The following is a 26,786-nucleotide window of genomic DNA, read 5'->3' as shown; positions in this document are numbered from 1 at the left end:
CTTCCCTCGGCGCTGCGTGTTATAGCCCCCACCCAGTGCGCGGCGTCGAGGACTTCCCCCCAGAAATCACAGTTGCGATGGACATCGGATCTCCCGGTGTTAAATAAACCACTGCTGAAATCTGACGGGAGACACGCGGTGCGCGATTTTCATTTTCCGGGCCGGTCACCGGTTCTGGCAACAAACGGGATGTGCGCAACCTCGCATCCGCTGGCCGCAAAAACTGCCATCGATATTCTGCAGTCCGGCGGAAACGCCATAGATGCGGCGATTGCCGGCGCGGTCCTTTTGGGGATCTGTGAGCCTCAGATGACAGGGATCGGCGGCGATTGTTTTGTTCTCTGGTCCGAAACCCCTGACAGCCCCGTCAAAGCGGTCAACGGATCCGGCCGGGCGCCGGCCGCCCTTGATGCCGCGATGCTTCGTGCTGAAGGCCACGCAAAAGTTCCTCCGCTGAGCGCCCATGCAGTCTCGATGCCGGGTGCTGTCGATGCATTTTGTTATCTCTCAGACGCTGCAGGCCGTCTCGGGCTTGCTGACATTCTGGCGCCGGCCATTCACTACGCCGATGCAGGTGTGCCCGTCGCGGCACGGGTTGCTTCGGACTGGGCACAGGATGCGCCCGCGCTGCAGGGTCACGGGCGCGATCATTATCTGATCAACGGCAAGGTCCCCTCAGGCGGCGAGCTTTTCCGGGCGCCAGGCCAGGCCGAAGTGCTGCGACGTTTCGCAAAACACGGGCGCGATGCTTTTTACACCGGCGAGATCGCGGAAGACATGCTCGCGGCTCTCAACGCTGAGGGTGGTCTGCATACCGCGGACGATTTTGCCAACGTGGCTGCCACGCCCACCGACCCGATCAGCGGATATTACAACGGCCTCGAAGTTGTTGAACATCCGCCAAACGGACATGGTGTAACCGCGCATCTGCTGATGAATATCCTCGCGCAGTTCGACATTGCGGCCATGGATCCCTTTGGCACTGAACGCACGCACATAGAGGCCGAAGCCACCAAACTGGCCTATGACACGCGCAACCGCTTTCTTGGTGACGCAGGCCATATGACCCGGCTCGATTACATGCTGAGCATGGACACCGCCAAAAGCCTTGCCGCGCTGATCGATCCGAAAAAAGCCATGCAAAGTGCCACGAAACTGTCCGAAACCGTACATAAGGACACAATCTATATCACCGTCATCGACCGCGACGGCATGTCAGTGTCTCTGATTTATTCGATTTTCAACGGGTTCGGGTCGGGCATCGCCTCTGAGAAGTTCGGGATCCTGCTGCAGAACCGTGGCGCCGGCTTTACGCTTGAAGAGGGGCATGCAAACGAACTCAAAGGCGGCAAACGGCCGATGCACACGATTATTCCCGGTATGCTGCGCAAAGATGGCAAAGTGATCATGCCGTTCGGGGTGATGGGCGGCGCGTATCAGCCCAACGGGCATGCCCGTTTCGTCTCCAATCTGACCGACTTTGGCATGGACCCTCAGACCGCCATCGACGGGCCCCGCGCCTTTGCAATCGAAGACGAGATGCGGGTCGAGCACAGCTATTCGCAAAAGGTGCGTCAGGAGTTGTCGGACCTCGGTCACAACGTGGTCGAACCGGCAACCGCGATCGGCGGCGCTCAGGCGATTCTGATCCGCAATGACGGGGTGCTTGAAGGTGGAAGTGACCCGCGCAAGGACGGCTGTGCTCTGGGATACTGACCCCCGGCGTTTTTGCCGGTCAGTTCAGCTGGAAATGCAGGGGATAGGTGCCGTTCTGGAACGGACCGAACAGATCGGGGATGTCGGGATGATCAACCGGCTCCCCGGAATAATCAGCCACCAGGTTCTGCTCAGAGACATAGGCCACGTAATAGCTCTGATCATTTTCGGCCAGCAGGTGATAAAACGGCTGATCTTTGATCGGGCGGCTGTCCTCGGGAATCGCCTCATACCACTCTTCGGTGTTGGCAAATTCCGGGTCGACATCAAAGATCACACCCCGGAAAGGGTGTTTCTTATGCCGGACAACCTGCCCGAGGTTATATTTTGCACGCGTTCTGATCATTACGTTGCAGCTCCCACGCTCTGTTAGTAAACGTTTTTCGGGGTAAATGTCCAACCATCGGGCTCTTAAAACAGGAAACAGATTGTGAACCTGGCGCTGACAGTGCTCGAAATTGTGGCGCCGGTCTTTCTGCTCGCGGCGATAGGCTATGTTTGGGTTAAAACCGGGTTTGAATACCGGTTGCAGTTCGTCACGCAGCTCGCAATGACACTATCCATGCCATGTCTCATTTTTGTTTCGCTGATGGAAACAGAAATTGATGTGGGTGCCCTGACGGCACTCTCGCTGGCGACAATCGTGGCCTATGGCGCGGTGACGATTGCCATCCTGATCCTCGTGAAAGTGATGCGGCTCGACAATCGTACCTTTACCAGTCCGCTGATTTTCGGGAATACCGGAAATCTGGGCCTGCCGCTGGCGTTTTTCGCCTTTGGCGACACTGGCCTGAGTTACGCCATCATTGTTTTCGCCATCATGCTGATCTGGAATTTCACTTTCGGGATCTGGATGGTGGCAGGACAGGGATCACTGACGAAAATTCTGCGCGAGCCACTCTTCGGCGGTGCTTTTCTGGGCCTCCTGTTTATGTGGCAGGGCTGGCAGACGCCGGTCTTTCTCACCAATACGCTCAGCCTTGTGGGGCAGCTTGGCATCCCGCTGATGCTGATCACGCTGGGCGTGGCGGTAGCCCGGCTTCAGGCGGGCGGCATGGTGCGCGCGGTTCTGCTGAGTGCTGTAAAACTCATTCTCTGCACGGCCATTGCCTGGGGTGCAGCCGACTACTTTGAGCTCGGGCCGGTCGCTTTTGGCGTGCTGGTGGTTCAAGTCGCAACACCGGTGGCCGTCACCTCTTATATGCTGGCGGAAAAGTACGGCGCACGGTCCGAAGATGTTGCCGGGCTGGTCGTCGCGTCCACGCTGATGTCTGTTGCGGCCCTGCCACTGCTGCTGGCAGCAGTTCTGTGAAAATCGTCAATTCCCAAGCCGGGTTTTTTCAGTTAAACTGCGTGAAAATATAAAATAAAAAGCGAGAGGCATATGAGCAGAACTCTTCGCGCTATGGCATTGGTTTTACTGGTTGCGTCCTGCGGAGGCGGCCAGGGTACGGCACCGCGTCACCTTGATGACGCCTGCCGCATTGCCCAGGAGCGCCCGCAATACATGAAGGCTTTTCAGGCCACTGAACGTAAATGGGGTGTACCGGTGCACGTCCAGATGGCGACAATGCATCAGGAAAGCAAATTCATCTCCAATGCGCGCACCCCGCATAAATATGCGCTGGGGGTCATTCCGATGGGTCGGCAATCCAGTGCATATGGCTATGCTCAGGCGCTCGACGGCACCTGGGACGATTACAAAAAAGCGACCGGCAAACGGTTTGCCCGCCGTGACCGGATCCGCGATGCGTCCGATTTCATGGGGTGGTATATGGTCACCAGCCGGTCGAAAAACGGCATCCGGCTCGATGACGCGCGCCGCCAGTATCTGGCCTATCACGAGGGGCACACAGGGTATTCGCGCGGATCTTACAACCGCAAATCGTGGCTGCTCAGTGTCGCCGACCGGGTCGATGCCCGCGCCGATACCTACCAGGCACAGCTTGTGGCCTGCAGCGCCCGGCGGTAAATCTCAGCGGTCGCGCGTCGAAACCGCGCGGCCGGCATCAAAAAGCGTTGATGACAGGCTCATGCCGGTCTCGAACTCACCGAGGATCACGGTTGTCGTGCTGCCGTTGGCATCGTTAACGATCCACTGGCGCAGCTCCACCGGATTATCGGTAAAACTCATCTGAATATTACCGTATTCCGGATTGTCCGGATCCTGCGCTGTCACGACTGTCGCGGTGCCGTCAAACCGGTGATCAGTTACCATCCGCGCCCGCGCCAGATTGATATTGCGTGCCAGAATGAGCGACAGCGGCGTGCGGTTCAGCGGATAGGTTTCCGGCGGCTGGTTCGACTTTTTGTCGATAATGACCACGGCAGAGGCTTCGGCAATCACAAGCGCCTGCTCGGGCGGATCATATTCGAACCGCATGCGTCCGGGCCGGCTGATATAGAGCTTTCCCGTGCTGATCGAGCCGTCATCATTGATCTGCGTAAACGCACCCTGCGCGGTCTTGAGATCGTTGAGATAGGCCGAGATCGCGTTGAGCGAGAGCTGGTCCGCCGCGGCAGACACCGCACCGGCACAGAGAAAACCGATAGCCAGAATGACAGGACGGAAACGAAACATAGCCGAAGCACCTTGAGATAACTGTTGTCTGATATGCCACATAGGGTGCGGCGGCCTGATATGCGATATCAAACCTGAAGAACGCCGCCGCTCTGCGGTTTTCAGCCCTGTTCAGGCACCAGAATGTCCCGTTTGCCCACGTGGTTTGCGGGCGAAACCAGCCCCTGGTCCTCCATCTGCTCCACCAGGCGTGCCGCCTTGTTATAACCGATGGCCAGTTTGCGCTGGATATAGCTTGTCGAGCATTTGCGGTCATTAATCACCACCTGCACGGCGGTGTCATAAAGCGCATCTTCGCCGTCGGTATTGCCACCCAGTCCCAGAACCGCGTCGATATCGCTCTCTTTGTCATCCGCCGGTCCTTCGACCACGCCCGAGACATAATCCGGCTCGCCGAACTGTTTGAGATGGTTGACGATCTCCTCAACCTCCTCGTCGGAGACAAACGGGCCGTGACAGCGGGTGATTTTGGCGCCGCCGGCCATATAAAGCATATCACCCATGCCCAGCAGCTGCTCAGCGCCCATTTCGCCCAGAATGGTACGGCTGTCGATTTTCGACGTCACCTGGAAGGATATCCGCGTGGGGAAGTTCGCCTTGATCGTACCGGTGATCACATCCACCGACGGGCGTTGCGTGGCCATAATCAGGTGAATACCTGAGGCACGCGCCATCTGCGCCAGGCGCTGGATACAGGCTTCGATCTCTTTGCCCGCAACCATCATCAGATCGGCCATCTCATCGACGATGACGACGATATAAGGCAGGGCGACGGGCGTGTTTTCTTCAGTCTCGAAAACCGGCTCACCGGTGTCCTCGTCAAACCCGGTCTGGACGGTGCGGCTGAAGAGTTCGCCTTTGGACAGGGCCTCGCGGACCCGGCCGTTATAGCCTTCGATGTTGCGCACGCCCATTTTGGACATCTTGCGATAGCGCTCTTCCATCTCGCCCACGACCCATTTCAGAGCCACAACCGCTTTTTTAGGGTCTGTTACAACCGGCGACAGAAGATGCGGAATGCCGTCATAAACACTCAGTTCCAGCATCTTTGGATCGATCATGATCATCCGGCATTCTTCGGGCGTCAGCTTATAGAGCAGCGACAGAATCATCGTGTTGATGGCGACGGATTTGCCCGAGCCCGTGGTCCCTGCGATCAGCAGGTGTGGCATCTTGGCAAGGTTCGCAACGATAGGGTCGCCGCCGATGTCTTTACCAAGTGCCAGCGGAAGCCGCTGATTGCCGTCGCCAAAATCGCGCGTCGAAAGTATTTCCCGCAGCACCACCTTTTCGCGGCTTTCGTTGGGCAGTTCGATGCCGATGACCGAACGGCCCGGCACCGTCGAAACACGGGCCGAAAGCGCTGCCATGGAGCGCGCGATATCATCCGCAAGACCGATCACACGGCTGGCTTTCAGGCCTGGCGCAGGCTCAAGCTCGTACATGGTCACGACCGGGCCCGGGCGCACGGCAACGATCTCGCCTTTGACGCCGTAATCATCCAGCACGGTCTCCAGCATCCGCGCATTTTCTTCCAGCGCCTCGTCACTCAGATGCAGACGCGGCACTTCAACCGGGTTTTCCAGCAGGCTGAGCGGCGGAAGCTCAAAACCAAGGTGGCTGTCATCAAACGACAGTCCGGGCTGTGCTTCGGCCTGGGCACGGCGCGAGGGCAGCACGGGTTTGCGGACCGGTTGCTGAACCACGCGGCGCGGCTCTGCGACCGGCACATGCGGGGCCTCTGTCACCGGCTCCTCAAAAAGTGCTGCGTCATCATCTGCCGCCATCTCAGGGGCCGGCGGAACAGTCGCCCCCCGCGCTGTCAGCGGCGGCTCGGCCCGCGCGCCCGATGTATCCAGCAGCAGCGGATCGGGACCGCGCCCGCGCCCCTGCGTCAGCGGCGCGGTAACGGGTGTGTGGATGGCTGTCCCCGACCGTACACGCGAGCGGATCACATCAGCAATCCGCGCCTTGATCCGGTCCTCGCCGGGCGCGTCCTCATCGTAATCCGCAGCGTTATAGCCCTCCGGGTCCGTCTCAACCAACGGCTCCTGCCGGCGCATCATCCCGGGCATGCGGGAAAAGAGCCCTGGTTTTGTTTCTTCGGGGTTGTGAAATGCCGGGGCACCGGTTGCCGGGGTCACTTCAGTGGTCAGCGCAGGCCCGGCAGCAGCAGCCCGGGTCTGCTCCCGGCGATCGGCAAAGCTGGCAGACGCGGATTGCGCCGCCTGCAATGTGCGGCTTGCGCCGCGACCAAGCAGCGACATCATCACCGCATAGACCATCACCAGGCCCAGCAGCAGAAAACGCGCGATTTTCGAGACTTCGGGCCGCGTGAACCCGAGCACGAAGCCACCAAGCGCGACAATGCCAAGCGCCATGAGAAACGACATCAGCTTGATCGTGACAGCGGACCCCACCGGTAACAGCGTCAGCAGCGCACCCATCACCGTATCGCCGAAAAGACCACCCAGACCGAAGCTGTGCGTATCAAGCCAGTTGCCGTCAGGCGTCAGCGTCGCCGCATAGATCGAACAGGCCGCAATCGCGATCGGCGCAAAAATAAGCCGCCCGATGGCGCGTTCCGCACCCGCATGCAGCGCAAAGCGCAGACCCCAGGCCACCAGAACTATGCCCAGCCCCCAGGACCCCCAGCCCACGATCATAAAGAGCGGTGCAGCAATCGCAGCACCGATCCGGCCCATCCAGTTCTGCGTCGGCGCATCCGTGGACACCATCCAGTTCGGATCATCCGGAGAATACGACGCGATCATCGCACAGGCCATCAGCCCGAGCACAATCAGCACAAGGCCAAAAAGCTCTTTGCCGCGTTTCTCCATCGCCTCAGCCATATTGCTGTCCAGCAGCGGGTCGCGTCCACGTGTCTGATATGCCATTACTCTGATCCCTCGAAATTATTGCGGATAAAGGCAGTCGCGGATCAGTTCGATCCCGCGCGCCGTTTCCGCTTTTGGGGCCACCATGGCGGCCCTGATATATCCCTGACCGGGGTTCACACCGCCCCGTTCGTGCGCCAGATACCCGCCGGGCAGAACCCGAACCCCTGTCTCGCGCCACAGCTTTACGGCTGCTGTTTCGTCGTTCTCAACCGGCAGCCACAGGAAAAAACCGGCCTCGGGGCTCATGTATCCGGGCACATTGCCAAGGAGCCTGTCGGCAAGTTCGTATTTTTCCTGGTATAGCGCGCGGTTTTCGATCACGTGCGCTTCGTCATTCCAGACCTCGGCGGATGCGAGCTGTACCGGTAGCGGCAAAGGCGCGCCTGCGTAATTGCGCAGCTGTTTGATCTCACGGATGTTTTCAGCACTGCCGGCAACAAATCCCGAACGCAGCCCCGGCAGGTTCGACCGTTTGGAAAGCGAATGAAACACTACCACCCGGTTCATATCAGCACCGGTTTCACAGGCGACCTGCAGCGCGCCAACGGGCGGCGTTTCGCGGTAAATCTCGGAATAACATTCATCGGCGAGGATCACGAAATCAAATTCTTCGGCCAGCGCGATCAGGTCGCGCCAGTAATCGTAATCCGCCACAGCACCCTGTGGATTGGCAGGCGAACAGATATAGGCGGCCGTTGTGCGGTTCAGAACCTCCTCGGGCAGGCTCCGGTAATCGGGCAGATGGCCGGTCTCAGCGGTTGCGGGCACCATCACGGGCTCTGCTGACACAGAAAGCGCGCCGATCATATAGACCGGATAGAACGGATTGGGCATCAGGATCGCGGGACGCTGGCCATTTTTTGTCTCCGGGCAAAGCGTCATCACCGCGTTGTAGAGCCCCTCGCGGGTGCCATTGAGCGCCATCACCTGGCTATCAGGATCAAGCGGCACGCCGTAACGGCGTTTGATGAAACCGGTGATCGCCTCGCGCAGCTCAGGCGCGGCATCATTCGGCGGATACTGGTTAAAGCCTTTTGAATGCTCGACAATCCTGTCCGTCACCCAGGATGGAAACGCATGCTTCGGCTCACCGATTGTCATATTAACGGGCTCACCACCGCCCTCGTGCACATCAAGCAATGCGCGCAAACGCGGCCATACATGAGCCGGAAGGTTCGAAAACCGCTCAGGGTACACCATCAAAAACTGCCTCAGGTCGGGATCATTCGCGTCCCGTTTCTCCCAAGGTACTCAACGCGTGGGCGTGCGTCCACAAAAACGCGCAGCTTTCTGGTAATTTGTGGCTTTTAGGCCAGTGCCGCTTCGGCAGCAGCACCGATGCGCAGCAGTGCCGCTTCCTGATCCGGTGGCGCCATCATCATCAGCCCGCAGGACGGCACCCCGGTAGGCAGGCTGAGGGCACAAAGTCCCATCAGATTGCCTATCCTGGTATTGCGCAGCGACAGCAGATTTTCAGTGACGTAGTAGTCATGATCCGTGTTCAGCCGTTCCAGATCCGGTGGCAGAATGGGTGCGGTCGGCAATATCACGGCATCAAACCCGGCGGTGGCCGCGTCATACACTCTGCGCACCTTTTCAAGCGTGGCCCAGGCGGCAACATACTCCGGAGCAGAATGGTTTTTACCCAGCCGGAAACGCTGCAGGATTTCAGGATACATTTTATCCGGCGCCGCCTCGATCACGTCTTTCCAGAGGCCGTAAGCCTCTGATGTATAGAGACATGTTGTCAGCGCCATCGCCTCTTCCAGCTCCGGCACCGAGATGCGCGAAATCTTTGCTCCGGCTGCGCTGAGCCGGATCACAGCATCCTGAAAAGCGCCCAGCGGCGCATCACGGATATCGTCGAATGCAACGGTTTCCAGCAGGGCGATCCGGCGCCCTTTCAGACTGACACCAGTGAGATCAGCCGGTTTGCCGCCTTCGAGTGCGGCAAGCATCAGCGCCGCATCAGACACCGAGCGGCAGAGCGGACCGACGGTATCAAATTTCAGCGCGAGCGGCACAACGCCTTCGAGACTGAGCCGCCCCACAGTCGTTTTCAACCCCACCAGGTCGTTCCACGCAGAAGGAATGCGCACGGATCCGCCCGTATCAGAGCCTGCGCCCGCCGCCGCGAGATCAAAGGCAACCGATGCCGCGGCACCGGATGACGATCCGCCCGGCACAGCGGCAGGGTCATTGATGCATGGGGGCGTTGCGGTGCTCGGATTATGCCCCAGACCGGAAAAAGCAAGCTCACTCATATGAGTCTTGCCCAGACAAACGAGACCGGCGGCCGTGGCGTTTGCCAGCACGCGCGCATCCCGGTCAGGCACCCGACCTTTGAGCAGACCAGAGCCCGCCTCGGTTTCCGTACCTGCCGTGTCAAAAAGGTCTTTCCAGCTCACCGGAACGCCGTCGAGCGCCGACAACCGCCTGCCCGCTGCGGCCCGTGCCGCCGAGGCTGCGGCCTCCGCGCGCGCGCGCTCCTGCGTCACCCGCGCGTAAATTCGGTCGCGCAGGGGATGCGCCTCTATGGCGTCCAGATAGGTTTCCGTGAGCGCACCGGGGTCGATCCCGCCTGACCCGATACCCTGTCCCAGTGCCGTCGCGGTCATTTTAAGCCAGTCCTGCATGCCACCCCCTGCATGTTGCTGCCGGCAAACGGTAGCGACGCAAGCGCGCATGGACAATCCCCCGCCCCCGGTCCAGATAACATGTATGGAATTTGACACAGATATCATCGTGGTCGGCGGCGGGCTGAACGGACCGGTGCTGGCCCTCGCGCTGTCGTCCGCCGGGCTGTCCGTGACCGTCATTGATGCCCTGCCCGCCCCTGTCCGGAAAAAATCAGGCTTTGACGGGCGGTCTTATGCGCTGGCGCTGGCCTCTGCGCGGCTGATGCAGGGGATCGGCGTCTGGGACACACTGGATGACAAGGCACAACCCATCCTCGACATCAAAGTCACCGACGGGCGCGCGGGCGAAGGGCCGTCGCCGTTTTTCATGCATTTTGACCATGCCGAGATCGAAGAAGGGCCGATGGGATATATGGTCGAAGACCGTCATCTCCGTCCTGCTCTGCTGAAAGCGATGAACGCGCATAAGAACATCACCCAGATCAGTGAACGCCGCGTGACAGGACAGCAGACCGACCCCACCGGGGTGCGCGTGACCCTTGACGACGGGCAGACCCTGCGGGGCCGCGTGCTTGCGGGCTGTGACGGGCGCAGTTCGGGCACGGCGAAACGCGCGGGCATCGCGCGTACAGGGTGGCCTTACGATCAGACGGCGCTGGTCTGTGCTCTCGAACACGCGCTGCCGCACAACGGTGTCGCGCATCAGTTTTTCATGCCGGCGGGTCCGCTGGCCATTCTGCCGCTCACCGGCAACCGGTCCTCAATCGTCTGGAGCGAAAAGACGGATGCGGCACAGCGCATCAACGAAATGCCGGACAGCGACTATCTGGATGTTCTGCGCCCGCGGTTCGGCAGTTTTCTGGGTGAGATCAGCCTCGCCGGCGAACGGTTCACCTATCCGCTTTCGCTGTCTCTTGCCACCGAACTTGTAGCCGACCGGACAGCGCTTGTGGGCGATGCCGCACATGGCGTGCACCCGATTGCCGGCCAGGGGCTGAACGCCGGCCTGCGGGATATTGCAGCACTGGCTGAGGTGCTTGCCGATGCATCGCGCCGCGGCGAAGACATCGGCGCACGCGGCACGCTGGAGCGGTATCAGACCTGGCGGCGCTTTGATAACGCGACGCTGGCTCTCGCGACGGACGCATTCAACAGGCTGTTCTCGAACGATAACCCGCTCCTCAGAGCCGCGCGTGATATCGGGATGGGTCTGATCAACAAAGCGCCCGCGCTGCGCCGCGGTTTTATCCGGGAAGCCGCGGGCCTGACCGGTGATCTGCCGCGCCTGCTCAGGGGCCGGCCGCTTTAGTCGAGCTTGCGGGCCTCGTCTTCAAGCATCACCGGAATACCGTTGCGGATCGGATAGGCCAGATTGCCGCTTCGCGAAATCAGCTCCTGGTTTTCCGCGTCATATTCCAGCGTGGTCTGCGTCAGAGGGCAGATGAGCGCCTCGAGCATGCGGCGGTCCACCCGTGTCTGTGTTTCGCTCATTGCATCATCTCGGTTTCACTGCCGCCCCGCAGCCTGTATTCGATCAGCGTCACCAGCGTCTCGCGCCGCGTGCTCAGCGAGGGGGCCTCCAGCAGCGCCTGTTTATCCTCGGGGTCGAAATCAAGCATCATTGAGAGCGAATTGATCAGCAACTCGTCATCCGCCTCTTTCAGCGTGTCCCAGTCAGCCGACAATTCACGGGCGTCGAAATACCGTTCCAGCAGTTCCAGAAAGACAGGTCTGGAAAACGCCGGGTCTTTTTCATCCGGCCCGAGATCCCGGTCAAAACCATCCCAGCGCACATCGCAGCGGCGATAGGGTGTGAACCCTTCGATTTCTTTCAGAACGCGGAACCGCGACACACCGCCCAGGGTGATCAGATAACGCCCGTCTTCCGTCTCGGAAAACTGCGTGATCCGCCCGGCGCACCCGATGGTGTGAAGCCCGGTTCCGGCACGACCCGGAACTTCGTTGGGCTGCACCATGCCAATCAGACGCGTCGGCGTTTTCAGCGCATCTTCAAGCATCTGAAGATAGCGCGGCTCAAATATATGCAGAGGAAGTCGTGCACGAGGCAGCAACAACGCCCCGGGCAGGGGAAAGACAGCTATCGTGTCAGGCAGCTCACCGGCTTTAATCATGTCAGGGGACGTAGCCCGCGTTTGTCATCAGGCAAATATCATTGAGCTTAGTTTTCGCCGTCCGTTCAGCATCACCGGATCATTCGGCTTGAGCGCATCGAAAATCGTGAAAAGCTGCGTTCTGGCTGCCCCGTCATTCCACTCCCGGTCCCGCCGGAAAAGCTCAAGCAGGGCATCGACAGCGGCCTCTACATCACCATTGGCGTGCAGCGCCTGCGCGAGGTCAAAGCGCGCCTGCATGTCATCAGGGTCGGCCTCCACAGCGGCGCGCAGATCGTCAAGCGGTCCGGCCCCTTCAGCCTGGCGGGCAAGCTCAAGCTGTGCATGGGCCGCTTCGAGTTCAGGTGCGGTGGAGATCTCTGCGGGTGCGCCGTTCAGGATCGCCTCCGCCTGGTCGAGCTCACCCATGGCGATGTTTGCCCGCACCAGCCCGGCGTAGGCCGGCGCATGGTTCGGGTCTTCACCAAGGATCGCGGCAAAGGTTTGTGCCGCATCCGATGCAGCACCCTCTCCCAGCATCTCTTCGGCGGCAGCCACAGCTTCGGCAAGCTCATCTCCGGGCGCCTCGCCGCCTGCGGCTTTCACCACCCGGTCGATAAAGGCTTTGATTTCGGACTGCGGTACCGCGCCCTGAAACCCGTCAACCGGCTGGCCTTTATAAAAGGCATAAACGGTCGGGATCGACTGGATCTGCAGCTGGCCCGCGATCATCTGGGCCTCGTCCACGTTAATCTTGACCATCTTCACGGCGCCTTTGGCACCGCGCACGGCCTCTTCAAGCTGAGGACCGAGTGTTTTGCACGGGCCGCACCAGGGCGCCCAGAAATCGACAACCACAGGAATCGTCTGCGACGCCTCGACCACATCAGCCATAAAAGTGGCCTCAGTCGTGTCCTTGATCAGATCATCCGCTGCCGGTGCAGCGCCAAGGTTCAGGTCCATCATTTTTCTCTTCCTGTGTTATGCGGTCTCAGAACGTGGTCAGTGCATATATGGGAGGTTCCCGGCGGATTCAAAGGTCAAAGCTGGCAAAGACCGGCGCATGGTCGCTGGGTTTGTCCCAGCCGCGCACCTCGCGCAGGATCCGGCTTGAATGGGCTGAGCGGGCGATATCGTCCGAGGCCCAGATGTGATCGAGCCGCCGACCCTTGTCGGCGGCATCCCAGTCAGCGGCGCGGTAGGACCACCAGCTGTAGAGCAGACCCTGCGGAATATCCTGCCGGGTGACATCCACCCAGTTCCCCTCGGCCTGCACATCCGACAGATGCGCCACCTCAACCGGGGTATGGCTCACAATCTTCAGCAGTTTCTTGTGATCCCAAACGTCGTCTTCGCGCGGCGCGATGTTGAGATCCCCCACAAGGATGGATTTTTCGGGCCGGTTGTCGCGGAACCAGTCGCGCATTTCTGTGAGGTAGTCGAGCTTCTGGCCGAATTTGTCATTTATCGCCCTGTCCGGTTTGTCACCCCCGGCAGGCACGTAGAAATTATGGATCGTGACACCGTTCTCAAGCTGCCCGGCAATGTGGCGCGCGTGGCCCAGTGCGGCGAAATCATGTGCTCCCACCTCTCTGATCGGCAGCTTCGACAGGATCGCGACGCCGTTATAGCCCTTTTGCCCGCGCGCGACGACATGGCCATAGCCGGCATCGGCAAAAGCCTGCAGCGGCATTTTATCAACCGGGCTTTTGCATTCCTGAAGGCACAGCACATCGGGCCCCTGCCCGGACATCAGCTTCAGCACCAGATCCTCGCGCAGCCGCACAGAGTTGATGTTCCAGGTCGCAAGGGAAAAGGTCATGTCAGCCGCTCCGCAGTCTTAATTCGCGGCACCCTAACCTGCGGGCAAGGGCTGTGCCATGACGATCTGCACCGGCTCTTCGAAGCGGGCAGTCGCCACACTCACCAACGGCCGGCGGCGGGCAAAAAAAGGGCCGGGCACGAGGCCCGGCCAAGTCCAACAGGGAGGTTGCATGTCATTACCCGGACATGCACGGGATTCCGGAATGAGTACGGCGTGACCCGTGCCTCAGATCTAAATAAAAACGGTTAACAAACTCAAAACCCGTCACGCAATAAGACGATAACCGCCTGATTCGGTCACAAGAAGGCGCGCATTGGACGGATCTGGTTCTATTTTCTGGCGCAAACGGTAAATATGCGTCTCCAGCGTGTGGGTCGTCACCCCTGCGTTGTATCCCCAGACTTCGTGCAGCAGCACATCCCGCGGAACGACGCCTTCGGTGGAACGGTAAAGAAACTTCAGGATATTGGTTTCTTTTTCTGTCAGACGAACCTTTTTGTCGTCTTCGGTCACCAGCATCTTCATCGATGGTTTGAAAGTGTAATGTCCGAGCTGAAACACCGCATCCTCAGACTGCTCATGCTGGCGCAGCTGCGCACGGATCCGCGCGAGCAGCACCGGGAATTTAAACGGTTTGCTGACATAATCATTGGCTCCGGCATCCAGACCCAGAATGGTGTCAGCATCACTGTCGTGCCCTGTGAGCATCAGAATAGGGCTTTTCACGCCCTGCTTGCGCATCAGCCGGCAAAGCTCGCGTCCGTCGGTGTCCGGCAGACCCACATCGAGAATCACCAGATCGTAAAGCGCCTCTTTGGCCCGCACCATGGCGTCGGCACCATTCGCGGCCTCGAAGACATCAAAATCCTCGGTCATGATCAGCTGTTCGCTCAGCGCCTCGCGCAGATCATCATCATCATCAACCAGCAGTATCTTTTTCAGTTGTGCCATGGGTAATCTCCCTCTCGTTGTATCACAGATGGCGATTTGCCCGGTTTCAGGCAAGTGCGGCACAAATTCTCTCACGGCCTCGTGTTACAGAGGCCGCCAATTGTTTCAATTCCGCCCGGTTTGCCCTAGATCAGCATCGTAGACCTCGGGCATTGTAACATCATGAGCATCGCACCTTCCCTCACAGAACGGCTGGCCCGGGCGCGCGCAGATCTGCGCATGGGGGTGCCTGTGGTGCTCGACGGCGCGGCGCCGGTGCTGATTTCAGCCGCTGAAACCATCGGCCCTGCGCGTTTTGCGGCCCTGCGCGAAATAGCCGGCGAAATGGTACTGGCGATCACCGCGCGGCGGGCTCAGACGCTGAAAGCGCGTGCTTATGACGGGGATATCGCGCGTATCCTGCTGCCCGATGATGCCGGGCCGGACTGGATCCGGGCGGTGGCGAGCCCCGAAAACGATCTGATGCACCCCATGAAAGGGCCGCTTAACTGCGCACGCAGCGGCCCCGCCGATGCCCACCGCGCGGCCCTGCGGCTGGCGAAAAGCGCGCGGTTGCTGCCGGCGGCCCTTGTCGTGTCGCTTGAAAACGGGGCTGATTTTGCCGCCGGCAACGCGCTGACCTGCCTGCCGCTGAACGAGATGGCCGGGTTGCTGGATGCGCGCAGTCCCCTCGGTGAGGTGGTCAGTGCGCGCCTGCCCATGGAAGTGTCCGAGGCTGGCCGGCTGCATGTGTTCCGCCCCGATGACGGCGGCGAAGAACACTATGCCATTGAAATCGGCCGCCCCGATCGCAGCAAACCGGTGCTGACCCGGCTGCATTCCGCCTGTTTCACAGGAGACCTGATGGGCTCGCTGAAATGCGACTGTGGCCCGCAGCTGCGCGCGGCCCTGGCACAGATGGGCGCGGAGGGGCATGGCATCCTGCTCTATATGAACCAGGAAGGGCGCGGCATTGGCCTTGCCAACAAAATGCGCGCCTATGCCCTGCAGGATCAGGGGTTCGATACGGTCGAGGCCAACCACCGGCTGGGGTTTGAAGACGACGAGCGCGATTTCCGTCTGGGCGCTGATATCCTGAAATCACTGGGTTTTTCATCGGTTCGCCTGATGACGAACAATCCCGCCAAGTCCGACATGATGCAGGCCTGCGGGGTGGCGGTGACGGAACGGGTGCCGCTTCATGTGGGTGTGAACCGGCACAACCGCGACTATCTCGCGACCAAAGTGCGCAAATCCGGGCACCTGCCGTGACGCCCTTTGATCTGGTACTGACCCCGCGCGGCGTGCGATTCCGGGGGCAGTATTATCCCTGCACCATCGGCAGGACCGGCACCACAGACCGTAAGAAAGAGGGTGATGGCGCCACCCCGCGCGGTGTGCACCGCATTGTCGGCATGCTCTATCGCCCCGACCGGATCGCGCGGCCCGCACCCTGGGCGCTGCCCGTCGGCCCGGGCGATCTGTGGTCCGATGACATACGCCACGAAGACTACAACATGATGGTGCGCGCACCCTATCCGCACAGCCACGAGGTGCTGCGCCGGGCCGATCCGCTCTATGATCTGATCATCCTGACCGACTGGAACTGGCCCTATGCGGTCAAAGGGCGCGGCTCGGCCATCTTCATCCATCAGCAGCGCCGGCCAGGATATCCGACCGAAGGCTGCGTCGCCTTTCGCCGCAAAGACCTGCGCCGGATTGCGCCGCTGATCACGTTGCAGACCCGGCTGATCGTGCCCTAACCCGTTTCGCGCGCGCCGAAAATGGCGGAGCCCACGCGGATATGCGTGGCCCCGAGTGCGATTGCCGCTTCAAAATCACCACTCATGCCCATGCTGAGACCCTTCAGCCCGTTGCGTTCGGCGATTTTGGCCAGAAGTGCGAAATGCAGGGACGCTTCCTCGTCAGCGGGCGGAATACACATCAGCCCCCGCACCGGCAGATCCATCCCGAGACAGTCTTTGATGAAAGCATCGGCATCTGCGGGCAGAATGCCTGCTTTTTGCGGCTCTTCTCCGGTGTTCACCTGAACGAAAAGATCAGGACAGCCACCGGTTTCCTGCGCCAGCCGCGCAAAGGTTTTTGCCAGCTTTGGCCGGTCAAGCGAATGGATGCACTGAAAAAGCTCAAAAGACTGGCGTGCCTTGTTGGACTGCAAAGGCCCGATCAGATGCAGATCGATGCCGTCAAATTCCTCGCGGAACCCCGGCCATTTGCCGGCTGCTTCCTGAACGCGGTTTTCACCGAAAGTCCGGTGGCCCTCAGACAGAACCGCATGCACACGTGCGTCGGGCTGTACCTTGGAAACCGCAATCACCGTCACCGATCCGGGCGCGCGTCCTGCGGCGGCCTCAGCAGCGGCTGTTTTATCTTTGATGTCCTGCAGGCCCATACCGGCGTCCTCCCCTGTTCAGAACAGTTACATAAGAGAGTGGCCGAAAAGAAAAGGGGCGAACCCGAAGGTCCGCCCCGATTTTCTCAGGTAGTTGCGTTCAACTTAGAAGTTGAAGCGAACACCCAGGTCAGCAACGGTGTTGCTGGAAGTGTTGGAACCAACCATACCGGACAGGGACACGCCGCCGCCCAGGGAGTGGGTGAAGCCGATGCCGTATGCTTCGTCCAGTGCGTCAGCACCACCGCCGGCAACAGATGCCACGATGTTTGTTGCTGCGCCGACAGGAACGGAGCCGGAGATACCGTAGGCAACGTCGTCGTTCGCTGTGAAGTCACCGTCGGAGTCGCCAACGAAGAACGCGATGTCTGCGATACCAACGGTACCTGTTGCAGTCGCTGTCCAGAAGTCGGTGTCGTAAGGTGCTGCGCCGTCATCGTCCTGAGCGGTGCCGTAGCCAACGCCGAAGGTCCAGCCGGAAACGGTGTAAGATGCACCGATTTCGAATGCTTCGTAGTCGTCTGTGGAGCTCGGGCCGGTGCCGAGGTTTTCGGAGTAGTCAGGCGAGTAGGACGCCATCACTGCGAAGTCACCCATTTCGTACTTCACGTTAACACCGGTAACACCGTTCGAACGTACTTCGTAGAAGTCGATCGGGCCGCCGCCGAATGTGGAGTAGTGGCCAACCTGACCGATAAGGCCGGGCTCGAAGCCGAAGAAGTTAACAACTTCTGCCGCATCGTGAACACCGGAGATGTTACCAACGCGAACGCGCAGGCCACCAGCGTTAACCTGGAAACGCGCACCGTTCAGACCGGCTGTGCCCTGCTCACCGTTGGAGCCATCGTCACCCTGGATACGAACACGGACAGCGAAGCGGATGCCACCGTCTGTTTCTGTGGATGAGTCGATGTTCAGGCGATAGCGGCTCTCCAGCCGTGTTTCTTCCTGAGTGCCACCGCCACGGTCTTCTTCATAGAGAATACCGAAACGACCGTAGCCGGAGAATGTTGTATCTGCTGCTACGACGCCTGCTGTACCCACCAGAGCTGTTGTAGCGATGAGAAGTTTTTTCATGAACTTGTCCTCAGTTGCTATTTCGTTGTTCACGGGAGAATCCATTGTGAACCTGCGGTGTGTTTCGCTCTTTCCCGGTCAGCATTCAAGAACTTGGTCGGGACCGTGACGAGACCCGGGAAAAATGGTGCAGGTTTGCCACACTCGTTAAAGCGCCCCGGTCACACGGTTTATCCGCCATATAACAGGCAGCGGAATGCATGGCGCCTCCACAGCCCAGAACGCCCTTGTCCCTGCTCTGCCAGTTGGATTAACGTGCCGCACAGGACATAAATCGGGCGGCCTTATGAAAATAACGACTTATCTGAAGTATTCAGGGGTTTTTGCCCTGACGGCTGCGCTGGCTGCCTGTGGCGGAAGCTCGACGCAGACAACTTCCGCGCCCGCAGGACCACCCGCGCGTCCCGGCAGCGCCATCGATCTCGACAGCGATCAGCGGCGCAACCTTGAGCCGGGCCAGTCCGAACCGACGACAATCTGGGACGCGTTCCGGCGCGGCAACACAGAAGTCGAGGTGGCCGTAAACAAGTATCTGTGGTCAGCAACGCTCGAAATCCTCGAATTTCTGCCGGTCGAATCGGTTGATCCCTTTACCGGCGTGATCATCACCGGATACGGGACACCGCCGGGCGGCGGCCGCGCCTATCGCGCCACCGTGCTTATTGATGACCCTGCGCTTGATGCGCGCTCGCTGAACCTGTCGCTGCAGACGCGCAACGGTCCGGCCAGTGCCGCCACCATCCGTGCCGTAGAAGACGCCATTCTGACCCGCGCCCGCCAGATCAGGAACCTCGACGCCAGCTTCTGACGGCCCCGGCCGACAGAATATCACTTCCAATACCGCGCCGGGCCCCGTGACTGAACGGCTCCCGGCGCTGCTACGTTAAAGAGGACGCAAAGATGGAGCGTTACACCCCCGCCGAGATCGAAGCCCGCTGGCAGGACGTCTGGAACAGAGACGAGGTTTTCAAAGCGGTCCGGTCCGCGGACAAGCCCAAGTACTATGTGCTTGAGATGTTTCCCTATCCGTCGGGGCGCATCCACATGGGCCACGTGCGCAACTACACAATGGGCGATGTGATCGCGCGCTATAAGCTCGCGACCGGCCATAACATCCTGCACCCCATGGGCTGGGACGCCTTCGGGATGCCCGCCGAAAACGCCGCCATGGCCATCGGCGGCCATCCCAAAGACTGGACCTATGGCAATATCGCCGACATGCGCGACCAGATGAAGCCGCTGGGCCTCTCTATCGACTGGTCCCGCGAATTCGCGACATGCGATCCGGAATATTATGGCCAGCAGCAGGCGCTCTTTCTCGATTTCCTCAACGCAGGGCTCGTCTATCGCAAGAACGCGGTGGTGAACTGGGATCCGGTCGATATGACTGTTCTGGCCAACGAACAGGTCGAACAGGGGCGCGGCTGGCGCTCCGGCGCGCTGGTGGAACGGCGCGAACTCACGCAGTGGTTCTTCAAGATCTCCGATTATTCCGAAGAGCTGCTGGAGGCCCTCGATACGCTGGAGGCCTGGCCCGCCAAAGTGCGCCTGATGCAGGAAAACTGGATCGGTCGCTCGCGCGGTCTGCAGTTTGCCTTTTCCACGGTGGATGCCCCCGATGGCCACGACCGGATTGAGGTCTATACAACCCGGCCCGACACGCTGCTGGGCGCGTCTTTTGTCGGCATCTCGCCGGATCATCCGCTGGCAAAGCTGCTGGAACGCGATGACCCGGCGGTTGCGGCTTTCTGCGCCGAATGCCGCAAGGGCGGCACCACCGAAGAAGCCATCGAGACGGCAGAGAAGCTTGGGTATGACACCGGTATCCGCGTGCGGCATCCCTTTGATACCGCGCATGAACTGCCCGTCTATATCGCCAACTTCATCCTGATGGATTACGGCACCGGCGCGATCTTCGGATGCCCGGCGCATGATGAGCGCGATTTCGAGTTTGCCACCAAATACGGCCTGCCAATCATTTCCACGTATCTGCCCTCGGAGGACGCCGTTGAGGAGTTGACCGAAGCCTACGTGCCGCCGAAAACCGAGACTGTCTATTATAACCGCGGTTTTGCCGGCGAGGCGCATCAGACAGGCCTTGAGGCGATCGATGCCGCCATTGATTTCTGTGAAGCCAGTGGCGTGGGCCAGGGTGTGACCAAATACCGGTTGCGGGACTGGGGCCTGAGCCGCCAGCGCTACTGGGGCGCGCCCATCCCCGTCGTGCATTGCGAGACCTGCGGCGTTGTCCCGGAAAAGAAAGAAAACCTGCCCGTCGAGCTGCCCTATGACGTAGATTTTGGCACACCTGGCAACCCGCTCGACCGGCATCCCACGTGGCGGGACACGCCCTGCCCGTCCTGCGGCAGGCCCGGTAAGCGCGAAACCGACACCATGGACACCTTTGTGGACAGCTCGTGGTATTTCGCCCGGTTCACCGCACCGGATGCGAAAACACCGACCTCGATGGAGGACGCGAAATACTGGATGAACGTCGATCAGTACATCGGCGGCATCGAGCACGCTATTCTGCACCTGCTTTATTCACGCTTTTTCGCCCGCGCGATGGCGATCACCGGGCACCTGCCGGAAACGGCGATCGAGCCCTTTGATGCACTTTTCACGCAGGGCATGGTCACGCATGAGATCTACCAGACGCACGGTGACAACGGCCGGCCGGTGTATCACCTGCCGGAAGACGTCACGGACGGCAAACTCAGCGATGGGACAGAAGTCGAAATCATCCCCTCCGCCAAGATGTCCAAATCCAAAAAGAACGTGGTGGACCCGGTCAATATCATATCGGCCTATGGTGCGGATACCGCGCGCTGGTTCGTGCTCTCTGACAGCCCGCCCGAGCGCGATGTGGAATGGACGGCCTCGGGTGCTGAGGCCGCATTTAAACACCTGTCGCGCGTCTGGAACCTCAGTGAGCGGATCGCCGGCATGGAAAAGGAAGACCAGGGCGACGGGAACGATGATCTGATCCGCGCCATGCATGTCACCATCCATGATGTGACCATGGGCATTGAATCCTTCGGGTTCAACGCAGCAATCGCAAAGCTTTATGCCTTCACCGCGACGCTGCAGAAATCCAAAGCCGGATACGCGGCACAGCATGCGGCAATCCGGACGCTGGCGCAGCTGATGTCGCCGATGACGCCGCACCTTGCCGAAGATATCTGGGCGCGTCAGGGCGGTGAGGGTCTGATCACCACCGCCTCCTGGCCCGTTGCGGATGACGCGATGCTGGTCTCTGACACCATCACGCTGCCCATTCAGGTCAACGGCAAACGGCGCGCCGAGATCACCGTGCCTGCGGATATGAGCAAGGAAGATGTTGAAAAAACCGCGCTGGCGGATCAGGCTGTAATCAGAACGCTGAACGGAGCCACTCCGAAAAAGATCATCGTTGTTCCCGGACGGATTGTGAATGTCGTTGTTTAACCGCCGCGCCCTGTTGTCTCTGCCGCTGGTGCTTGCCGCCTGCGGGTTTCAGCCGGTCTATGCCCCGGGCGGGTCCGGGCAGGCGCTGCAGAACAAGGTGCTGGTCGATGAACCCGATGCGGTGGACGGCTACCTGCTGACCCGCCGCCTCGAAGAACGACTCGGGCGCAGCAGCACGCCGGTCTATCGCCTGGCCCTCGTCGTTGCGACCGGTCAGGAAAACCTGGCCGTGGACCAGAAGGGCGATATTCTGCGGTTCAACCTGCTCGGGGCGGCGGATTACACGCTGACCGAAACCGCGACGGGTCGCATCGTGACTTCCGGGTCGGTGGATAACTTCACCGGCTATTCCGCGACCGGGACCACTGTCGCCACACTTGCCGCCGAGCGTGACGCACGCCAGCGGCTGATGATTCTGCTTGGCGATCAGATCGTTGCCCGGCTTTTCACTGCCGATCTGACATGAAGCTCTCCACCCGCGACGCCACCGGCTATTTCGCAAAGCCGGACGCAGACAGGACCGGTCTGCTGATCTTCGGGCGCGACGGGATGCGCATGGCGCTGAAACGCCAGCAGATGCTGGCCGCTCTTCTGGGCCCCGCCGCCGAAGAGGAAATGCGTCTGGCCCGGATGACCGGGAATGATGTCCGCAAGGACCCGGCGCTTTTGCTGGATGCGATCAAAGCCGTGGGCTTTTTTCCCGGCCCGCGCGCCGTGTTTGTCGAAGAGGCAAACGAGAATACGGCAGCCGCGGTGCTTGCAGCCCTCGCGGACTGGCAGCAGGGCGACGCGCAGATTGTGATCACAGCGGGCGACCTCAAACCCGCGTCGAAACTGCGAAAGGCCTTTGAAAGCCACCCCAACGCCTATGCCGCAGCTATTTATGACAATCCTCCGACCCGCGAAGAGATCGCTCATGCGCTGCGCGATGCCGGGCTTGAAGAACCAGCGGGCGAGGTCATGGCCGCGCTGAATGATCTGGCGCAGGCAATCGATCCCGGCGATTTCCGTCAGACCCTTGAGAAGCTGGCGCTCTACAAACTTGGTGATGCCTCCCCGGTTTCCATGCCGGACATCGCAGCCTGTGCGCCCACCTCGACCGAGGCGGATGTGGACGATATTCTGATGGTCGTGGCCGAAGCACGCGCATCCGAGATCGGGCCGGTCATGCAAAAGCTCGTGGCGCAGGGGGTGACCCCTGTCGGCCTGTGCATCGGTGCGATGCGACATTTCCGGTCGCTGCACCGCGCGGCCTGTGACACCTCCGGGCGTCCCGTCATATTCGGGCCGCACCGCGAGCGGATGATGGCACAGTCCCGCAAATGGGGTGCGGTGCGGCTTGAAACCGCTCTGGGTGTGCTCACCGATACCGATCTGCAGCTGCGCTCAGCCGGGCAGCACGCGCCCGGCATGGCGCTGGTCGAGCGCGCCTTTATCCGTCTCGCAATGCTGGCTGCGCGTTAGCTTCCCCCGAAAAGCGCCATGAACTCAGCTTCGGTCATCCTCTGAGCGTCACCCGCAAAGCTGTAGGCTTCCGGCTTTTTGTCGATGAAAATCTCGCCCATCATTTCCATTCCGTCGGTATCATCCAGCGTGCCAAACCCCAGATGATACGTGCCCTGGTGAGACCCGGTCGCCGTCATCCGGTACCACATACTGCTGCCACAGGTGCCACAGAACACCCGCTCGGCCCAGGGTGAGGAAGCATAGGTTTTCAGGTGATCCTCACCCGTGATCTGCAGCCCGCCATCGGGCACCTCGACCCCGAGGTAAACACCGCCGCTCCATTTGCGGCACATGCCACAGTGGCAGGCCCCCGTTTGCGATACATCAGCGCTGATCTCATAGGTCACCGCGCCACACAGGCAGCTTCCGGTCCGGGGCATATCATTCTCCTCTGCTCAGATACGACCCTTGTGATAGCGCAGGCTGCTGACAACGGGTGTCACCAGTTGTCACCACATGGGCAGCATGTCAGGGTCCGCGGGGCAACGGCATCACGAGGAGAACCATCATGTACAGAGTTATCGGGGCGGTTAAATCCCGCGCAATGCGGGTTCTCTGGGCGCTGGAGGAGATCGGCGCACCCTATGAGCATGTTCCGGCGGCGGCGCGGTCGGATGAGGCGAAGGCGTTTAACCCCACCGGGAAAATCCCCGCCTTTGTCGATGGCGACGAGGTTCTGACAGATTCGATGGCCATCGTGACATATCTGGCAGACAAACACGGCAGGCTGACTGCCCCGGCGGGCACCATCGCGCGCGCCCGACAGGACGCAATGACTTTCTGGCTTATCGATGAATTTGACGCCGTGCTCTGGGCTGCCGCCAAGCACAGCTTTGTGCTGCCTGAAGACAAACGCGTGCCAGCGGTCAAAGATACGCTCAAGGCCGAATTCGAGGCCTCGGCGGCACAGTTATCGGACCGGCTCGACGGTGAGTTTCTGATGGGCGATAGTCTGACGATCCCAGATATACTGGCCTGCCACTGTCTGAACTGGGCGATCGGTGCGAATTTCCCGCGCACCGATGAAAAGCTGTTTAACTATGCCAAAAACCTGCGCAACCGGCCGGCGTTTCAGGCTGCCGCCTCGAGATAGGCCAGAGCGCCCCGGGCTGCATGCTGCCCGGTCGCAAGACAGGCGGTTATCAGATAGCCGCCCGTGGGCGCATCCCAGTCGAGCATTTCACCCGCGCAGAACACGCCGGGCATCGCTCTGAGCATCAGATCAGGGGTGAGTGCGTCAAACTGCACGCCGCCTGCCGTCGAGATCGCCTCGTCCATCGGCAGAAAGCCCGCAACCGGCAGGCGCAGCGCTTTCAGCAATCCGGGCCAGCGCTCAGGCTGCGTGGCCAGGGCCCGCCCGACCTCAAAGACAAGCGCGGTTTTAACAGGCGGCAGCCGCAGGGTGCTTTTAAGCCAGGGTCCGAGCCGCGGACTGCGCCCCGGCAGCCGGGCGGTCAGCGCCGCGTGGCTGAGATCCGGCACAAGATCGACGGCCAGGGATGCGCCGGCACGGATGGCCGGCGACAGGCTGTAAATGCCACCGCCCTCAAGACCCCGCGCGGACAGGATGGCTTCGCCGCGCGAGGTAATATCACCTGCCTTCCAGCGCACGGATTTGATCGCCTGCCCGAAAAATGGCGCCATATGCGCGCTCCAGGGCACCGCAAGACCTGCATTTGACGGGGCAAAGGCGGCAAGCCTCACACCCTCGGCCTTTAGAACTTCAGACCAGGCGCCGTCAGAGCCCAGCCGCGCCCAGCTTGCCCCGCCGGTCGCAATAACCGTTACGTCCGCGGCAATGGTCTCGCGGCCCTGCGGTGCGTCGAACACGGCACCTTTTGCATCCCAACCCCTCCAGCGCAGGCGCGTGCGTATGGTAACACCCTGTCCGTCCAGACGGGCAAGCCAGGCGCGCAGCAGCGGCGATGCTTTCATCGCCGTGGGAAATACCCTGCCGGTCGAGCCTGTGAAAATCTCCTGGCCGAGACCCCGCGTCCACTCCTGCACCGCAGCGGCATCGAACAGGCGCAAAGCGGCATCAAGCGCCGGCGGGACCGTCTCATACTGTGACAGCAGGGCCGCGACAGGTTCGTCTTTCGTCAGATTGAGCCCTGATTTGCCAGCCATCAGAAACTTGCGTCCGACTGAAGGTTTCGCCTCACAGAGCGTCACAGTGACCCCGGCCGCCGACAGCGTTTCCGCCGCCATCAGCCCGGCCGGGCCGGCACCGATGACCAGCGCGCGGCTCACGCCTCCGCCTGCGGCAGCCCGCCTTTGATCTCCACCACACGCTGCGGATAGGGGATTTCAATGTCGTGTTCTTTGAGCGCATTCCAGATCAGAAAGAGCACATCGGAAGTGTATTTGTTGGGTCCGTCATCCAGCCCGTTCACCCAGAACTCCACCGCAAAATCGATACCACTGTCGCCAAAACCACGCAGTTCGCAGTCGGGCGGACAGGGCACGTCGAGTACATCCGGATGCGTGGCCACCGCAGCTTCGATGATGCCGGGCACCTGGTTTATATCGGTGTCATAGCTGACGGAAAACGGCGCCTCGTATCGGTTGGCCGAGCCGCTGTCGGAATAATTCGTGACGCGTGTTGTGATGAAGTCTTCGTTGGGCACCACGATCCAGCGCCCGTCGAATGTCTCGAGGATCGCCGCCCGGGCGGTCATTCTGACAATCTGACCGGATTCGCCCCCGTCCAGTTCTACAAAATCTCCCACAGTCGCCTGACCCTCAATCAGCAGGATCACACCGGAGATAAAATTCGACGCGATTTTCTGCAGGCCAAAGCCCAGCCCCACGCCGATCGCCCCGCCGATCACGGCAAGTGCAGAAAGATTGATGCCCATGATATTGAGCAACAGCAGGAAGGCCACGCCGAAGATCGTGAACTCCGTCGCCTTGGCCATCAGTTGCCGCATCGACGGGCGCATGTTTTCCTGCTTCTCGATGAAATCCGCAGTCTGCCGGTTGGACCAGCCGCCGAGCCAGAAGAGGACACCCCCCGCCACGATGCCGCGAATGAGTGACATGACAGAGAACGAGATATTGCCGAGACTGACCGTCATCCCGTTGAGCTCTGCCACCAGAAGATCAAGAAGCCCCAGCGCATAGATCGCAGCCAGCGGGATCAGCACATAGCGGCCCAGAAGTCTGAGCAGCGGGTCTTTGATGATCTCCTGCACCAGTGTGCGCACCGCGAGAAACATAAAGACCCGCTTGCCAAAGGCGATGACCGCGCCGCTGTCGAAAAGCGACCGGACAATACTCTCGCCGAGAGCCGTGAACGCATAGGCCAGCAGAGGCAGCAAAAGCGGCAGGAAGAGCAGCACCGAACGGCGCGCGTGGGCCAGCATCGTTTCGTCTTCTGCTTCCGGCGCGAGCAGTCGACCCAGCGTGCCACGCATCCGGCGGGCAACCACCAGCGCCAGCAGATAGGCCACCACAAGCAGCGCAAACTGGGACCATGCCGCAGGGCTCAGTGCCCAGCTTCTGGCCAGTTCAAACCCCTGCAGGGCGTAGTCTGCTGCCTGCTGAACAATCTCCGGTTGGGTGGAAAGGTCAAATTCCAAGTCCCGCTCCTCTTTCCGCACACGCCGGCGCGCCGTGGATTGTTGCCCGTCAGTGCAGGC

Annotated in this window: 26 protein-coding genes; 11 read left to right on the top strand and 15 right to left on the bottom strand. The window is 60.5% G+C overall.

What is annotated here, in order from left to right:
* The first annotated feature begins 138 nt into the window (after positions 1-138).
* The gene (locus G3256_RS01340) at positions 139-1,716 is read left to right on the top strand and encodes a gamma-glutamyltransferase family protein (protein WP_169639130.1); all 1,578 of its coding nucleotides are present in this window, start codon (positions 139-141) and stop codon (positions 1,714-1,716) included.
* 19 nt (positions 1,717-1,735) lie between these two features.
* Here the strand turns inward: G3256_RS01340 and hspQ are convergent, their stop codons facing one another.
* Positions 1,736-2,062 carry a heat shock protein HspQ gene (gene hspQ / locus G3256_RS01335; RefSeq protein ID WP_169639129.1) on the bottom strand — a complete coding sequence of 109 codons (327 nt, stop codon included), beginning with the start codon at positions 2,060-2,062 and terminating at the stop codon, positions 1,736-1,738.
* Positions 2,063-2,146: 84 nt separating this feature from the next.
* On the opposite strand from hspQ, the gene G3256_RS01330 reads away from it, so the two are divergent.
* On the top strand, positions 2,147-3,028 hold the full coding sequence (locus G3256_RS01330; protein ID WP_169639128.1) for an AEC family transporter: 882 nt from the start codon (positions 2,147-2,149) through the stop codon (positions 3,026-3,028).
* 72 nt (positions 3,029-3,100) lie between these two features.
* Positions 3,101-3,688, top strand: coding sequence for a transglycosylase SLT domain-containing protein (locus G3256_RS01325; RefSeq protein ID WP_169639127.1), 588 nt, complete (start codon positions 3,101-3,103; stop codon positions 3,686-3,688).
* 3 nt (positions 3,689-3,691) lie between these two features.
* On the opposite strand, the gene G3256_RS01320 is transcribed toward G3256_RS01325, so the two are convergent.
* From G3256_RS01320 to G3256_RS01305, 4 genes are all read right to left on the bottom strand, one after another.
* Complete coding sequence (locus tag G3256_RS01320) at positions 3,692-4,297, bottom strand: LolA family protein (RefSeq protein WP_169639126.1); 606 nt, start codon at positions 4,295-4,297, stop codon at positions 3,692-3,694.
* A 101-nt stretch (positions 4,298-4,398) separates the two neighbouring features.
* A complete protein-coding gene (locus G3256_RS01315) occupies positions 4,399-7,194 on the bottom strand; it encodes a DNA translocase FtsK (RefSeq protein ID WP_169639125.1) in 2,796 nt (931 codons plus the stop codon).
* An 18-nt stretch (positions 7,195-7,212) separates the two neighbouring features.
* The gene (locus G3256_RS01310; protein WP_169642275.1) at positions 7,213-8,394 is read right to left on the bottom strand and encodes an aminotransferase class I/II-fold pyridoxal phosphate-dependent enzyme; all 1,182 of its coding nucleotides are present in this window, start codon (positions 8,392-8,394) and stop codon (positions 7,213-7,215) included.
* A 110-nt stretch (positions 8,395-8,504) separates the two neighbouring features.
* Positions 8,505-9,833: an amidase gene (locus G3256_RS01305; protein ID WP_169639124.1), complete on the bottom strand. Its 1,329-nt coding sequence runs from the start codon at positions 9,831-9,833 to the stop codon at positions 8,505-8,507.
* 85 nt (positions 9,834-9,918) lie between these two features.
* Between G3256_RS01305 and G3256_RS01300 the strand changes: the two genes are divergently transcribed.
* Positions 9,919-11,145, top strand: a complete 1,227-nt coding sequence (locus tag G3256_RS01300; protein ID WP_246227706.1) for a UbiH/UbiF/VisC/COQ6 family ubiquinone biosynthesis hydroxylase — start codon at positions 9,919-9,921, stop codon at positions 11,143-11,145.
* Here the strand turns inward: G3256_RS01300 and G3256_RS01295 are convergent.
* The 5 genes from G3256_RS01295 to G3256_RS01275 all read right to left on the bottom strand — a co-directional run bounded on the left by G3256_RS01295 (position 11,142) and on the right by G3256_RS01275 (position 14,723).
* Positions 11,142-11,327: a Trm112 family protein gene (locus tag G3256_RS01295; protein ID WP_169639122.1), complete on the bottom strand. Its 186-nt coding sequence runs from the start codon at positions 11,325-11,327 to the stop codon at positions 11,142-11,144. The two genes, G3256_RS01300 and G3256_RS01295, sit on opposite strands and share 4 nt — an antisense overlap.
* On the bottom strand, positions 11,324-11,968 hold the full coding sequence (locus G3256_RS01290; RefSeq protein ID WP_169639121.1) for an LON peptidase substrate-binding domain-containing protein: 645 nt from the start codon (positions 11,966-11,968) through the stop codon (positions 11,324-11,326). Before G3256_RS01290 ends, G3256_RS01295 begins: the two co-directional genes overlap by 4 nt.
* Before the next feature lie 27 nt (positions 11,969-11,995).
* Positions 11,996-12,913 carry a thioredoxin gene (gene trxA / locus G3256_RS01285; protein WP_169639120.1) on the bottom strand — a complete coding sequence of 306 codons (918 nt, stop codon included), beginning with the start codon at positions 12,911-12,913 and terminating at the stop codon, positions 11,996-11,998.
* Positions 12,914-12,980: 67 nt separating this feature from the next.
* Positions 12,981-13,769 (bottom strand): exodeoxyribonuclease III, encoded by a 789-nt coding sequence (locus tag G3256_RS01280; RefSeq protein WP_169639119.1) that lies wholly within the window; start codon positions 13,767-13,769, stop codon positions 12,981-12,983.
* A 267-nt stretch (positions 13,770-14,036) separates the two neighbouring features.
* Entirely contained in the window at positions 14,037-14,723 is a 687-nt protein-coding gene (locus G3256_RS01275; RefSeq protein ID WP_169639118.1) for a response regulator transcription factor, read from the bottom strand.
* A 162-nt stretch (positions 14,724-14,885) separates the two neighbouring features.
* Between G3256_RS01275 and ribA the strand changes: the two genes are divergently transcribed.
* Positions 14,886-15,974, top strand: a complete 1,089-nt coding sequence (gene ribA / locus G3256_RS01270) for a GTP cyclohydrolase II (RefSeq protein WP_169639117.1) — start codon at positions 14,886-14,888, stop codon at positions 15,972-15,974.
* Positions 15,971-16,465, top strand: a complete 495-nt coding sequence (locus G3256_RS01265) for a L,D-transpeptidase family protein (RefSeq protein WP_169639116.1) — start codon at positions 15,971-15,973, stop codon at positions 16,463-16,465. The genes ribA and G3256_RS01265 overlap by 4 nt, the downstream gene beginning before the upstream one ends.
* On the opposite strand, the gene G3256_RS01260 is transcribed toward G3256_RS01265, so the two are convergent.
* Together G3256_RS01260 and G3256_RS01255 are read right to left on the bottom strand one after the other, a co-directional pair.
* Positions 16,462-17,115, bottom strand: a complete 654-nt coding sequence (locus G3256_RS01260) for a YggS family pyridoxal phosphate-dependent enzyme (RefSeq protein WP_169639115.1) — start codon at positions 17,113-17,115, stop codon at positions 16,462-16,464. The two genes, G3256_RS01265 and G3256_RS01260, sit on opposite strands and share 4 nt — an antisense overlap.
* Positions 17,116-17,220: 105 nt before the next feature.
* Complete coding sequence (locus G3256_RS01255) at positions 17,221-18,225, bottom strand: porin (protein ID WP_169639114.1); 1,005 nt, start codon at positions 18,223-18,225, stop codon at positions 17,221-17,223.
* Between the two features lie 253 nt (positions 18,226-18,478).
* Here G3256_RS01255 and G3256_RS01250 point away from each other — a divergent pair, with 253 nt between their 5' ends.
* From G3256_RS01250 to holA, 4 genes are all read left to right on the top strand, one after another.
* Positions 18,479-19,000, top strand: coding sequence for a DUF3576 domain-containing protein (locus G3256_RS01250; protein ID WP_169639113.1), 522 nt, complete (start codon positions 18,479-18,481; stop codon positions 18,998-19,000).
* 92 nt (positions 19,001-19,092) lie between these two features.
* Positions 19,093-21,639 carry a leucine--tRNA ligase gene (gene leuS / locus G3256_RS01245; RefSeq protein WP_169639112.1) on the top strand — a complete coding sequence of 849 codons (2,547 nt, stop codon included), beginning with the start codon at positions 19,093-19,095 and terminating at the stop codon, positions 21,637-21,639.
* Complete coding sequence (gene lptE, locus G3256_RS01240) at positions 21,626-22,105, top strand: LPS assembly lipoprotein LptE (protein ID WP_169639111.1); 480 nt, start codon at positions 21,626-21,628, stop codon at positions 22,103-22,105. Before leuS ends, lptE begins: the two co-directional genes overlap by 14 nt.
* Positions 22,102-23,103 carry a DNA polymerase III subunit delta gene (holA, locus tag G3256_RS01235; RefSeq protein WP_169639110.1) on the top strand — a complete coding sequence of 334 codons (1,002 nt, stop codon included), beginning with the start codon at positions 22,102-22,104 and terminating at the stop codon, positions 23,101-23,103. Before lptE ends, holA begins: the two co-directional genes overlap by 4 nt.
* Here holA and G3256_RS01230 read toward each other — a convergent pair.
* Positions 23,100-23,525, bottom strand: a complete 426-nt coding sequence (locus tag G3256_RS01230; RefSeq protein WP_169639109.1) for a GFA family protein — start codon at positions 23,523-23,525, stop codon at positions 23,100-23,102. The two genes, holA and G3256_RS01230, sit on opposite strands and share 4 nt — an antisense overlap.
* A 128-nt stretch (positions 23,526-23,653) precedes the next feature.
* Here G3256_RS01230 and G3256_RS01225 point away from each other — a divergent pair, with 128 nt between their 5' ends.
* Complete coding sequence (locus G3256_RS01225; protein ID WP_169639108.1) at positions 23,654-24,238, top strand: glutathione S-transferase family protein; 585 nt, start codon at positions 23,654-23,656, stop codon at positions 24,236-24,238.
* On the opposite strand, the gene G3256_RS01220 is transcribed toward G3256_RS01225, so the two are convergent.
* Positions 24,217-25,395 carry a TIGR03862 family flavoprotein gene (locus G3256_RS01220; RefSeq protein ID WP_169639107.1) on the bottom strand — a complete coding sequence of 393 codons (1,179 nt, stop codon included), beginning with the start codon at positions 25,393-25,395 and terminating at the stop codon, positions 24,217-24,219. The two genes, G3256_RS01225 and G3256_RS01220, sit on opposite strands and share 22 nt — an antisense overlap.
* A complete protein-coding gene (locus G3256_RS01215; RefSeq protein ID WP_169639106.1) occupies positions 25,392-26,726 on the bottom strand; it encodes a mechanosensitive ion channel family protein in 1,335 nt (444 codons plus the stop codon). The genes G3256_RS01220 and G3256_RS01215 overlap by 4 nt, the downstream gene beginning before the upstream one ends.
* Positions 26,727-26,786 lie beyond the last annotated feature (60 nt).

Origin of the sequence: Roseobacter ponti, assembly GCF_012932215.1 — a bacterium.
In the GTDB taxonomy this organism is placed as follows: Bacteria; Pseudomonadota; Alphaproteobacteria; order Rhodobacterales; family Rhodobacteraceae; genus Roseobacter; species Roseobacter ponti.
Note: the sequence above shows the minus strand (reverse complement) of the source record. Positions and strands in the feature narration are given on the sequence as shown.